Here is a 12,670-nt window from a genome sequence, read left to right as displayed (position 1 = left end):
AGGCGGCGGGCCGGGCGGAACGGATGTGGATCACCGTGCCGCCCGTGGCGGGCCGTCAACTCCGGTGAATCCGGCCCAGATCGGTGAGTGGCTCGGTTAGGGTGTGGCTGCGCTTCGGTGCTGTGGTGGACGCGGCCGTCACGGACGGGGAAGGGGGCGGGGTGCTTCCGAACACGGTTCAGCAGTTGGCCATCCTTCTGGCTCTGGTACTGCCCGGGATCTTCTACCAGGCCGTCGCCGACCGGCTGCGCGGGCCGCAGGCCTCCGAGCAGGAGCCGCAGAACCGGGCCCTGCGGGCGATCGCCATCAGCGGGCTCCTCGACGCCGTCTACGCGGTGGTCGCGGGGCCCTGGCTGGCCCGGCTGCTGAGCAGGGGCGACGGTGGGCCGCTCGCCGGGGTGCTGCGGCATCCGCGGCAGGCCGGGTTCGTGGTGCTGCTGCTGGTCGTCGTGGTGCCGTCCGGCCTGGCCTGGGGCGCGGCGGCGGTGCGCCGCCGGCGCGAACGGGCGCACTACGAGCCGACTCCGACGGCCTGGGACTTCCTGTTCGTCGACCGCGATCCCTGCTTCGTGCGGATCCGGCTCAAGGGCGGTCTGTGGGTGGGCGGCTGGCTGGGTTCACGGTCGGCGGTGTCCGCATTCCCGCAGCAGCAGGACATCTACCTGGAATCGCAGTGGCGGCTCGGCAGCGACGGGACCTTCCTCGGCCGGGTGGCAGGTACCGCCGGGGTCTACGTCAAGGGCAGTGAGGTGGAGGTGCTGGAACTGCTGGCACCGCCCGACACGGAGCGGGCACCGGTACCGGTGACGCGGAGGGAGCAGGGTGATGGCAGCGGCACGGGACGGCCGGAGCGGTCCGCGCGAGCGCGGCGGTGACGACCAGTCGGTGGAGAGCCTGATCGAGGAGTACCGCGACCGGCGGATCCTGCGGATCGGCAAGGGCTCGGCCGAGCCCGAGCAGGGCCCCGAGGGCGCCTCGGGCACGGCGCAGAGCGAGGCCGAGCCGTCCGCGGCGCCCGAGGCCGGTGGTCCGGAGGCGTCCTGACGGAGCGCACCGCCGGCCCGCCCCGCACGCCCCGCACGCCCCGCACGTCCCGCACGGCTCGGACGGTCTCAGGGCCCGACGTGGACGTGCGCCGCCCAGAGGTGCGGTGCGGGCAGCAGGCGTTCGCGCAGCGACCGGACGGCGTGGTGCAGGGCGGCCGCCGGATCGAACGGCCCCTCGCTCGCGGTGTCCTCGCGCAGCGCGGCGTAGAAGTCCCCGGTGAGCTGACGTGCGATCTTGTCGGAGACGGTCCACAGCGTGCCGATGACGTGGGTGAAGCCGGCCAGCTGGAAGGACGGCGCCAGGTGCACCGCCTCGTCCGGCAGGGCGAGCCCGCCCTGGGAGGTCGAGCAGGCCGAGAGGAAGGCGAGTTCGGCGTCGACCGGGCGCCGTGCGGAGATGTCGAGGGCGCTGAGCCTGCCGTCGTGCAGGATCAGGCCGCTGTTCGACGGGCTGTCCGGGGCGCTGACGCCGTGGCAGGTGAAGTGCACCCAGGAGTGGCGGTACAGCTCGCGGTGCACCGCCTCCACCGAGGCGTGCTCGCCGTCCAGCCGCAGGCCGCCGGGGAACAGCTCGGCCACCAGGGCGGCCTCGGGTTCGGCGCCGGGAAGCGGGGGGCCGCCGGGCGTCCGCGCGAGTGAGACCACCAGCGGGGCCGGGCGGTGCCGGGGCGGGCCGGCGGCCCGGCGGCCGGCCCGCAGCAGGGACCGCACCGTCGGCGTGTAGGAGGACACGACGCGGTCCATGACCCAGGTGCCGGGGATTCTCCGGCCCTTCCCGGCGGCGTGCAGCGGCAGGAACGCCAGCCGGCCCGTCGGGCACCACCACAGCCTCGGCCAGGTCTCCCCGTCGAGCGGGGTCCCGCGCAGCCGGAGCCGTTCCAGGACGGGCCCGGCCACGCTGTCCCACAGCCATTCCAGGACGGTGCTGTGCAGGTTCATCATCTCCTTGGCCCGCGCCACGCCCTCGTCCCCGTAGGAGACGTCGATCCACCGCTCGGTGAACGCCTGCGCGGCGGCCGCCACTTCGGCCGGGGTGAGGTCCGGCAGCGGCAGGACGTCGATGCGCGGCCCGCCGCCGGCCGGCGCGGCCAGGAGGAGGGCGTGCGAGCCGTACTCGCTGACGTTGACCACCACCACCGGGCCCCGCTCCGCCACCGCGAGCAGCTGACGGGTGGTCGGCGGACGCAGGAAGTCGTCGAGATCGGGCAGGGCGCGGATCTCCTCCAGGAGGTGGTCCCAGCGACGGGACAGGGCGTGGCGCTCCTCGATGTCGCGCAGCGCGGCCGCGGTTCCGGCCGCGCCGGCGGCCCCCTGGACGAAGAAGGCGTCGGGCGCCTCGGTGCCCGTGAGATGCAGTTCGGCCGCGTGGTCCCGGCTCAGCCGGTCCCGGATCCGCTCGAACTCCTCGGCGCGGGCCGGGTCGAGCGCCCGCAGGCGGGACAGGTCGCCCTGGTTCTCCAGCCCCTGGGCGAGCAGCACGCCCCGGCCCTGTTCGAGCAGGGCGAGGGCCCGTTCGGGATCGCCGGCCCGGATCGCGAGGGCCGCGGCGGAGCTGGCCAGCCCCCGGCCGGAACTCAGCCGGTCCTCCTGGTCGAGCCGGTCCAGGTGGCGCGGGGCCACGCGGGGCAGCAGGCCGACCGCGTAGGCGAAGCCCTCCAGGGCCTGCGCCTCCCGGCCGGTGCGCGCGGCGATGTCGCCCCACAGACGTGCCGCCTGGAGGCGGGTGTGCGGCGGGAAGGCCGGGTCCTCGGCGGTGAGCCGGATCAGCCGGACCGCTTCGGCCAGGTCGACCCGCTCCCCGAGCGCGGCGCGCCGCAGCTGCGCCGTCGCCAGCACGCGGCGGGCCAGGGCACGGGTCGGGTCGGCGTCCTGCTGGTCGCCGGCGAGGGCCTCGCGGGCGGCTGCGGCGGCCCGGCGCAGCATCGTCCGCGCGTCGCTCTCGGGGAGCAGTTCCGAGGTGCCGAGGCCGGCGTAGGCCAGGCGTGCCAGCGCCAGGGTCCGCAGCGGGTGGGGGGAGGCGAGTTCCCCGACCAGTTCCTCCAACCGGCGGCAGGCCGCGGCCGAGGCCACTGCGTCCGAGGCCACCCGGGCCTGCTGGAACTGCATCATGGCCAGGTTGAGCGCGGCGCGTTCCCGGGCCGCCGACATGCCCAGGCGCTGGTCGGCGGCCTCGCTCAGCAGGGCGAGCGCCTGGTCGCGCAGCGCGGTCTCCCCGGTGGTCGTCGACAGGGTGAACAGCGCCATGCCGAGGTTGTTCAGCGCCAGCGGGCGCTGCGCCGAGGCCGGGCCGGTGTGCTCCAGGGCGGCGCGGAACACGGCCGCGGCCTGGACCTCCCAGCTGCGATCGCCCGTTCGCCCCGCCCGGTCGAGGAGGGCGGCCCCGAGGTTGGTGAGGACCAGGCCCCGGTCCCCGTATCCCGCCGGAGCGGTGGCGAGCGCGGTCTTGAGGGTGTCGAGTGCGGCGTCCATCTGCTCGTCCGAGCCGGAATCCGCGGCCAGGGTCCATTCGAGGTAGCCCAGACCGGCTTGGACGGAGGCGCGTTCCGGGTGGTGCTCGGGCAGGTGCTCCAGCGCGGCACGGCAGGTGTCGATCGCCTCGGTGCGCAGCTGCCCGTCCGGCCGGAAGCCGTACAGGTTGCCGAGGCAGGTGGAGAGCCCGATGAGGGCGTGCGGGTGGGGTTCGGGGGCCACCAGGGCGATGGCCTCGCGATGACGGTCGACGGCGCGCTCCAGGTGTTCCGGGTCCCCGACGAGGTGGAAGCGCAGGCGCAGGTTGTGGCCGAGGCTGACCAGGCACTCGGCCCGGTCCGACCGGCTCCCTCCGGATCCGGCCAGGGCCTCGCGCAGCAGGCCCTGGGCCCGGTCGAGTGCGGCGGTGTCCGAACGCAGCCAGGCGGACGTGTCGAGCGCGTCCGCAAGACTGCTGACCATGGCCAGTCGCCGGGGGTGGTCCGCGGGAGCCGTGGCCAGTGCCTGGCCGAGCCGGTCCACCGCCTGGTCGAGCGCGTCCTCCTCGCCGCCGAGGCCGAAGAGACCCATCAGGGCGGCGCCGAGCTGGAACCGGTGGTCCGCGCGGTCGGCGGCGGCGAGGCCCCCGTCGGCCGCGGTGACCGCGCTCAGCACCTTCACACCCTCCCGGTAGCCGGCCGGGTCACCGGTGTCGGTCGCGCGCCCGACCCAGTGGAGGCCGAGCCGGAGCATGAGATCGAGCCGCTGGGGGTCTTCCGGGGGCAGCAGCGTGAGCGCGTGGTTCATGAACCCGACGCCCTGCTGCCGGGCCGCCTCGTCGTCCGGGCCGGCCCGGACGACGAGCGCTCTTCCCGCGGCGAAGCGCACGTGCGCCTCGAACGCGCGCCCGGGGGACGGCAGGCCGAGGCACGCCCGGTAGTGGTCCAGCGCCTCGGCCGCGCGGTCGCTCCGTCCGTCCGTCTCCGCGGAGTCGAGGAGGCGGTCGCCCAGCCGGCGCAGCGCCTGCGCGCGGTCGGCCGAGGGCTGCGGCAGCTCCCGCAGGAGCCGGCGCAGCAGCGCGATCGGCTCGGCCGACGGGTCCGCGGCGTTCTCGGCCCCGGCTCGCAGGCCCAGCAGTTCCACGAGGACGGTGCCCCGTTCCTGGCGGAGCGACGGCGGGTCCGAGGGGGTGGCCTCGAAACCCTCGGTGGCCCGGGTGACGGCCTCCGCCAGGTCCTCCGGGCGCTGGCCGGCCAGGTAGCGCCCGGTCAGGGCGCCGGAGAGCAGCATCCGGGTGTCGGCGAACCGTGGTGTCCCGGCCGGGGCCAGTTCGGCCGCCTCCCGGGCCGCGGCGACTGCCAGGGCGGCGGATCCGGCGGCGTCGTCCGCGTCGGGGAACCTGGACAGGACGAGGCTCAGGTTGCAGAGGTACTGGAGCCGCAGGGCCGCGTCGGGCGCGGCCCGGACGGCCTGCCGGCTCAGGGCGACGCCTTCGGCCCGCAACCCGGGCCGCTCCTCCACCGCGCCCTGGGCGATCAGCACCATGCCCAGGCAGGAGAGCCGCTCCGCGTGCCCGGCGCGGTCGGTGAACTCCGCGGAGGGGCGGTCCGCGGCGAGCACGGCCTCGCGCAGCAGCGCCGCCGCCTCCGGCAGGACGGCATGCTCGCCGGCCAGCACCGCGGCATCGGCCAGCGACACCCCCAGCTCGACGCGGAACGCCGCCAGGTTGGGGTCGTCCGGCGGGCACAGGGCCAGCCCGGCGCGCACCTCGGACACGGCTTCCCCGATCACCCCGTCGGCCGTCGTGACGCGGGACCAGAACCGCAGCACCGTGCCCAGGTTGGAGTGTCGGCGGGCCTGTTCGCCGGCCGTGCCCGGCGCCGCCGCGACCGCGGCGCGGCTGGCGTCCACGGCTTCGGCGAGCGACGCGGCGTCGGCACGGTCGAAGTGGTCGTGCAGCAGGGCGATGCCGAGGCCCGACAGGACCGAGCCGAGCAGCGGGCCGTCCGGCGGGCACGCGGCCGCCGCGTGGCGGAGCAGCACGGCCGCCTGGGCGGGCGCGCCGGGGTGCCGCCAGCGCTGGAACGCCGTCACCATGGCCGCCGCCGCGGCGTGCGCGTGCTCGACACCCACCTCGCGGGCGTCCTCGGTCTCCCCGTCGGCCAGGGCCAGCAGGGGCGCGAGCGCGGGCGGGATCAGGTCCGGGTCCGGCAGGTGGCGTCGGACCAGGAGCAGGCACCACAGGCCCTCGCCCAGCACCGCCGGGTCGCCCCGGCCGCCGGCCTCGAAGGCGAACAGGTCGCTGTAGCCGAGCACGAAGACGTGCTCGATCGGGGTGTCCTCGGCGGGTGGCACCCAGGCGGCCCGCAGCACGGCCGTCGCCGCGCGTGCCTCGGTCGTCGCGAACCACGCCCCCGCCGCCGGGTCGGCCGTCGCCGAACCGAGCCGGGCGGAGAGCAGGTCGCAGGCCTCGTCCGGGTTCACAGCCGACCGCCCTCGTCGGGGATGTCCTCCGCCAGCAGCACCACCAGGTCCTCCCGGCTCGGCGTCCCCTGCCCGGCGAGGCGGGTGGCCTGCCGTTCGACCATCTTCTCCAGCAGCGTCCGCGCGTCCCGGGCGTTCGCGGGGTCGCCCCGCAGCTCCCGGAGGGTGAAGCGCTCGGTGAGCCGGTCCGTGACGCCCGGGGCGAGGCGATAGGCGTGGCGCTCGGCCTCGCGGGCCACGATCTCGGTGAGCTCGGCGGGGTCGTAGGGATCGAACTCCAGGATGCGGGAGAAGCGCGAGCGCAGACCGGGATTGGAGTCCAGGAAGGCCCGCATCTCCTCGGTGTAGCCCGCCGCGATGACCACGACGTCGTCCCGGTGGTCCTCCATCAGCTTGGTGAGGACGTCGATGGCCTCCTGGCCGAAGTCACTGTTCGCGCCGAACCGCCGCGCCAGGCTGTACGCCTCGTCGATGAACAGCACGCCGCCGTCCGCCCGTTCGAACGCCCGGCGGGTCTTCTGCGCGGTGTGCCCGAGGTACTCGCCGACGAGATCGCCGCGCGCGACCTCCACCAGGTGGCCCTTCTTCAAGGCCCCGAGCGCGGCGAGGATCTGGCCGTACAGGCGGGCCACCGTGGTCTTCCCCGTGCCCGGCGGGCCGGAGAAGACCAGGTGGTGGGCCCTGGGCGGCGGGGGGAGGTCGGCGTCGGAGCGCCAGCGGGCCAGCCGGAGCAGGTCGACCTGGACGGTGACCTGGCGTTTGGCCTCCGCCAGCCCGATCATGCGCTGCAGTTCGGTGATCGGTCCCGCCTCGGGCTCCAGGATGTCCGCCGCGGTGGCCCCGGTGCGGACGTTCTCCACCAGCACCCGGGTGTTGACCGCCACCGCCTCGCCCGCGCAGCCGGTGACCTCGCAGTCCGTCACGCTGCCGTACACGTCGTCGTCCAGGCGCAGGCCGTCGCCGCCGGCGCCGTGCACCCGCACCCCGGTGAGGATCACCCGGCTGGCGTTGCGCGCCCAGACGCCGTTGCTCCGGCTGCCGGAGACCTCCAGCCGGTCGATCTCCACGCTGGTGTTGGAGATGGCCAGCAGCCCGGTCTCGCCCGGCTTCGACAGCGTGCAGTCCAGGGCCGTCAGCCGGCTGTCGTCCCGGCAGTTCAGGCCGTACAGGCCGGCCCGCTCCACCGTGACGTGCTCGGCGGTGAGGCGTGCGGCGTCCTGCAGCACCAGCCCGGAGGACGTGACGTCGGCGATGACGGCGCCGACCAGCCGGACCGTCACGCCGGTGCCGCGCCCGCGCACCCCGTACTGGCAGCGCTCCAGGCGCAGTTCGGCCAGCTCCACCACCGAGCCCTCCTGGACGTCGACCGCGCTCTCGGACTGGTCGTGGACCCGCAGCCGGGTGAAGTCGCCGCGCGCCTTGTGCACCGCGACCCCGGTGCCGCCGAAGGCCACGGCGCAGTCGTCGACGACCGGGACGCCGCCGGACGCGACCCGGATGCCGTGCTGGCCGGCGTTCTCGATCCGGCACTTCTCCAGCCTTCCCCGCCCCTGGTCCTCGACCAGCACCCCGTCGGCCCGGCAGTGGGCGAACAGGCAGTCCCGGACCTTGGGGTCGGCGCCCCGCGCGACGTACAGGCCGGTCGTGGCACCGCTGACCGTGGTGTCCTGGACGGTGCCGTGCGCCTGGCGGTCGTAGGTGATGCCGCAGGCGTGGACCTCGTCGATCCGGGAACCCAGGACCTGTACGGCGGAGTGGTCACCGGCGGCGACGGCGGTGTCGCCGGTGCCGCGGAACTCGCAGCCGCGGATCTCCGCCGTGGAACCGGTCACCTCGATGCCGCGGCCCCGGCTGTCGGTCACCGTGCAGTCGGTGATCTCGGCCTTGGCGCGGTCCTTCAGCACCAGCGCGTGGTCCCGGGCCGAGTTGAACCGGGTGCGCTCCAAGGTGCCGGTCGCGCCGACGAGTTCGGTCCGGCCCGCGTTGATCTCGCAGTCCCGCACGATCAGTTCGGAGCCCTGGGAGGCGAGCAGCGCGTACTCGCCCGGCCCGTCGATCCGGCAGCCGCGCAGTTCGAGACGGCCGGTGGTGGCGATGGTGGTCGCGCCGCGGCCCTGGACGGTGAGGGAGTCGAGCGTGACGTGACCCTCGCACTGCAGGGCGGACTGCTCGGGCGTCTCGACGACCACCGGCTCCTGGCCCGGCACCCCGGCCAGTTCGACGGTGCCGGACAGCACCAGCGGGCCCGCCTCCCGGTAGCGGCCCGGTTCGATCAGCAGGCGCAGCGGCCGGTCCCCCGGCGCGGAGCGCAGCGCCGAGGCCAGGGTCCGGTGGGCCGCCCCGCGGCCCGGTCCGACGCGGACCGTGACGGCCTCGCCGGTGACGGCGCCGCCCCGCCCGGTGTGGTCGGCCAGCGGGTTGGCCTCGTACGGGGCCAGCGCGTCCGCCAACTGCGCGGGGAACACCGTGAGTCCGTGCAGGTACCCGAGCACGGGCGAGTGCAGCGGCAGTAGGTCGACGGACAGCCCGTCGGCGCGCAGCGGCCAGTGCGGCAGCGGCGCCGGGCGGTCCGTCCCCGCGTTGAGCCGGGCGCGTACCGAGGTCACCCGAACCGTCTGACCGGCGTGGGAGACGCTCCGCTCCGCCGTCTCCAGGGCGGCGATCCCGGACCACGGCACGGTCCGCTCCCGGCCGCCGACACCCACCACGACGCCCCGGGTCTCCACCCGCAGCTGGCAGGACCGGGACAGGCCGAGCACCAGCCATCTGGTACCCACCGACCCGAGCAGGACCAGCGCGACGGCCGCCAGGGCCGGCTGCCCCAGGACGGGCGCTCCGGAGGAGCGCAGGGCCAGGAAGGCGGCGACCACGGCCACCAGCAGCAGGACGCCCTGCAGTCGCACCAGCACGCGGGCGGGCCAGGACAGCAGCGCGCCGGACGCGAACACCGGGGCCCCGCCGGGGCCGCCCGGCAGCCGGGACGTGCCGCCCCACCGCTCCGCCGCCCGTGGTGCGAACGCCTCGTCGAGGCGTTCCAGGGGCACCGCCAGCGGGGCCAGGTCGACGAGGACGCCCTGCCACGGCGCCGACCAGCGCGGCGAGCCGTGCTTCGGCAACGCCGACGGGCCGTCCTCCGACGTGCGCACCAGCAGCGAACCCCGGTAGTACGGAGCCGCGTAGGCGGCGGATCCCCGCGCCGGCAGCACACACAGGCCGGCGACCGCGTCCCACGGCAGCCGGACCTTCCGCCGGCCGGCCCGGAGTTCGAGGTAGGCGGGATCGACCACCACCGTGGCGGGTGCCCAGGCCAGAGCCGCCTGCCGGACCAGGACCACCGCCCACACCACGGCCGCCACGCCGTCGACCACCGCCGTCAGCGGTCGCGTCGCCGACTCGCCGAACAGCGCCGGCACGCACCCGACCAGCGCGGCGGCGGCGAACACCGCGGCCGCCGCCCGCCGGCGGCGGTACTGCCGCGACGGCCGTAGCCGAACCTGCCCGTTCTCCCCGACACCCGCCCGCACCATCGCGCCCCCCAGGAACCGCCGACCGTCTGTTCCCATCAAATCAGCCAACTCCCGGCCCGCGTCGCCGGTTCAGGCATTCCGGGCCCGGCGCTGGGGCGGCGCACGGGGCGGCGGAGCCGGGAGCCGCGGGCCGGGCCGTTCCGGGTGATGAGGCTGTCGGGACGGCCGGGGCCGGGCATCCGGTCCGGAATCCGGGTTCACGATCCGGTTTCCGCGGGTAGGCGGGTGAGCACCATGCGTAGTCGGCGGTGGCAGGAGGAACAGGTATGAGCGGTCGGTCGGCAGGGACGGCGGACGACGGCGGCGCGCAGTCCGCGCCCCCGTACGAGGAGGCCGATGTCATCTTCCACGGCGGGGAGATCGTGACGGCGGCCGCCGACTCCCAGGAGTCCGACCCGCGCCCCGAGGCGGTGGCCGTCAAGGACGGTGTCATCGTCCACGTCGGTGACCACCGGGAGGCCGTCGAGCGCTGGCAGGGGCCGCGGACACAGGTGCGCGACCTCGCCGGCCGCGCGCTGCTGCCCGGGTTCATCGACGCCCACGGCCACCTGGGCGGGATCGGGCTGCAGGCCACCCTCGCCAATCTGCTGGCCGATCCCGACGGCGACGTCACCGACATCGCCTCGCTCCAGGAGAAGCTGCGCGCGTGGGCGAGGAGCCCGGTCGGCGCGTTCTCCCAGTGGATCATCGGCTTCGGCTACGACGACGCGATGCTCGCCGAGGGCCGCCACCCCACCCGCGAGGACCTGGACAAGGTGTCCACCACCCGCCCGGTGCTGGCCATCCACCAGTCCTTCCACCTCGGGGCGGTGAACAGCCGCGGCCTGAAGGAGCTGGGCTACACCAGGGCCACCGCGGACCCGGACGGCGGTGTCATCCGCCGCCAGCCCGGCCCCGTGGCCCGGCCGTTCGGCGAGCCGAACGGCGTGCTGGAGGAGACGGCCTTCGGTCCGGCCTCCGAGAAGGCCACCGCGGGCCTGCCGTTGACCGCGCTGGCCGCCCTCTTCAGCAAGGGCGTCGCCTCGGCCGCGAGCTTCGGCTTCACGACCGTCCAGGAGGGCGGCGCCACGCTGAAGAACCTGAAGGCCCTGCGGGACGCCGCCGCGCTCGTGCCGTTCAAGATCGACGTCGTGGCCTACGCCCGGGCCGACGAGGCGACCGCCTCACCGGAGCCGGACCCGGTCGGCGCGAGCCGGGAGTACAAGCGGGGCGTGCGGGCGGCCGGGGTGAAGATGTACCTGGACGGCTCCCCCCAGGGCCGGACCGCCTGGCTCACCAAGCCCTACGAGGAGCGGCCGGAGGGCACGCCCGAGGGCTACCGCGGCTACCCCGCCATCGAGGACCCCAAGGTCGTGCTCGACCAGGTGCGCACCGCGTACGCCAGGGGCTGGCAGGTGCTCGCCCACGTCAACGGGGACGCCGCGATCGACCAGTTCACCGAGGCGGTCCAGGCCGCCGCCGCCGAGGACGAGGAGGCCGGCCCCGTCGACCGGCGGACGGTGGCGATCCACGCCCAGACCGCCCGCGAGGACCAGATCGACGCCTTCGCCCGCCTGGGCGTCATCCCGTCGTTCTTCTCCATGCACACCTTCTACTGGGGGGACTGGTACCGCAAGACCGTCCTCGGCGAGGAGCGGGCCGCCACCATCTCCCCCGCCCGCTGGGCCGTCGACCGGCAGATGATCTACACCTCCCACCACGACGCCCCGGTGGCCCTGCCCAACTCGATCGCCATCCTCTCCAGCCAGGTCACCCGCCGCACCCGCACCGACCGGGTCGTGCTCGGCCCCGAGCAGCGCGTGTCGGCCCTCGACGCGGTCAAGTCCATCACCATCCACGCCGCCCACCAGTACTTCGAGCAGGACCGCAAGGGCAGCATCGAGGTCGGCAAGCTCGCCGATCTGGTGATCCTCTCCGCGAACCCGCTGACGGTCCCGCCGGAGGAGATCAAGGACATCAAGGTCGCCGAGACCATCAAGAAGGGAACCACCATCCACTCCGCCACCGGTGCGAACGCCGACGACCCCGGCTCCGCCGGGCTCGAAGTGCCCACCGACTACCAGTGGCACGGCTGCTGCTGACCGCGCGGCCCGTCCCGCCGGGTCCGGCCCCCACCCGGCGGGACGGACGACCACCCCACCGCGATGACCGAGAGGAGGTGCCGGGCGGCGGGGTGTCAGCGCGGCTCGGAGCGGAAGGCCCGGCGGTAGGCGCCCGGTGTGGTGCCCACGGTGTCCAGGAAGCGCCGGCGGAGATTGGTGGCCGAGGACAGGCCGACCCGGCGGGCGACGGCGTCCACCGGGAGGTCCGAGGACTCCAGCAGCTCCCGGGCGGCGGTGATCCGCCGGGCGAGCAGCCACCGTCCCGGGCTGGTGCCGACCTGTTCGGCGAAACGGCGGGCCAGGGTACGGGTGGAGCAGCCGGCGCGGGCGGCGAGGTCCTCGACGGCCAGGGGTTCGGCGAGCCGCCCGCCCGCCCACTCCAGGAGCGGTGCGAGCGAGCCCTCGATCTGCGCGGGGCGGGGCGGCGCGGAGTACTGGAGCTGCCCGCCCTCGCGGTGCGGCGGCATGACCATGTTCCGGGCCACGTGCGCGGCGTACCCGGCCCCCTGGTCGGCGCGCACCAGGTGCAGGCACAGGTCGATCCCGGCCCCGGCGCCCGCGCTGGTGGCCACGTCGCCGTGGTCCACGTACAGCACGTCCGGATCGAGGCGCACGGCCGGGAACCGCGCGGCGAAGTCGCCCGCGAGCGCCCAGTGCGTGGTCGCCGAGCGGCCGTCCAGCAGGCCCGCGTGGGCCAGGGCGAAGGCTCCGGAGCAGATGCTGATCACGCGCGCTCCGCGCCGGTGCGCACGGCGCAGCGCGCCCGCGACGGCGGGCGAAGGGGCCTCGCCGACGGGCAGCCACCCCGGGACGACCACGGTGTCCGCCCGTTCGAGAGCCTCCAGGCCCGCGGTGACGAGCATCGCGTATCCGGCGCGGGTGGCGACCGGGCCCGGGTGCTCGGCGCACACGCCGAACTCGTACCGGACCGGAAGCCCGCGCCGCTCGATCCCGAACACCTCAGCCGCGCAGGCGAGTTCGAAGGTCGACTGCGGCGCGTGGACGAGAGCCGCCACACGATGCATGGCAGAAAAATACCCCAGGGCGTCGATCGGGACACGGG

Annotated in this window: 6 protein-coding genes; 3 read left to right on the top strand and 3 right to left on the bottom strand. The window is 75.4% G+C overall.

The window, feature by feature from the left end; genetic code table 11:
• The first annotated feature begins 101 nt into the window (after positions 1 to 101).
• Positions 102 to 875, top strand: coding sequence for a DUF6338 family protein (locus ABT238_RS15430; protein WP_350570217.1), 774 nt, complete (start codon positions 102 to 104; stop codon positions 873 to 875).
• Positions 826 to 1,044, top strand: a complete 219-nt coding sequence (locus ABT238_RS15425) for a hypothetical protein (protein ID WP_350570175.1) — start codon at positions 826 to 828, stop codon at positions 1,042 to 1,044. The genes ABT238_RS15430 and ABT238_RS15425 overlap by 50 nt, the downstream gene beginning before the upstream one ends.
• 68 nt (positions 1,045 to 1,112) lie before the next feature.
• Here ABT238_RS15425 and ABT238_RS15420 read toward each other — a convergent pair whose 3' ends face one another.
• Positions 1,113 to 5,978 carry a CHAT domain-containing protein gene (locus ABT238_RS15420; RefSeq protein ID WP_350758059.1) on the bottom strand — a complete coding sequence of 1,622 codons (4,866 nt, stop codon included), beginning with the start codon at positions 5,976 to 5,978 and terminating at the stop codon, positions 1,113 to 1,115.
• Positions 5,975 to 9,541, bottom strand: coding sequence for a right-handed parallel beta-helix repeat-containing protein (locus ABT238_RS15415; protein ID WP_350758054.1), 3,567 nt, complete (start codon positions 9,539 to 9,541; stop codon positions 5,975 to 5,977). Before ABT238_RS15415 ends, ABT238_RS15420 begins: the two co-directional genes overlap by 4 nt.
• Positions 9,542 to 9,771: 230 nt before the next feature.
• On the opposite strand from ABT238_RS15415, the gene ABT238_RS15410 reads away from it, so the two are divergent.
• A complete protein-coding gene (locus ABT238_RS15410) occupies positions 9,772 to 11,586 on the top strand; it encodes an amidohydrolase (protein WP_350758046.1) in 1,815 nt (604 codons plus the stop codon).
• 95 nt (positions 11,587 to 11,681) lie between these two features.
• Here ABT238_RS15410 and ABT238_RS15405 read toward each other — a convergent pair whose 3' ends face one another.
• Complete coding sequence (locus ABT238_RS15405) at positions 11,682 to 12,632, bottom strand: GlxA family transcriptional regulator (protein WP_350758031.1); 951 nt, start codon at positions 12,630 to 12,632, stop codon at positions 11,682 to 11,684.
• Between the last annotated feature and the right edge of the window lie 38 nt (positions 12,633 to 12,670).

It is taken from the genome of Kitasatospora sp. NPDC001527 (assembly GCF_040298605.1).
GTDB lineage: Bacteria > Actinomycetota > Actinomycetes > Streptomycetales > Streptomycetaceae > Kitasatospora.
Note: the sequence above shows the minus strand (reverse complement) of the source record. Positions and strands in the feature narration are given on the sequence as shown.

Coding starts and splice junctions, on each gene's coding strand:
- ABT238_RS15425 (WP_350570175.1), top strand. CDS start 826: ATGGCAGCGGCACGGGACGGCCGGAGCGGTCCGCGCGAGCGCGGCGGT.
- ABT238_RS15415 (WP_350758054.1), bottom strand. CDS start 9,541: ATGGGAACAGACGGTCGGCGGTTCCTGGGGGGCGCGATGGTGCGGGCG.
- ABT238_RS15410 (WP_350758046.1), top strand. CDS start 9,772: ATGAGCGGTCGGTCGGCAGGGACGGCGGACGACGGCGGCGCGCAGTCC.
- ABT238_RS15405 (WP_350758031.1), bottom strand. CDS start 12,632: ATGCATCGTGTGGCGGCTCTCGTCCACGCGCCGCAGTCGACCTTCGAA.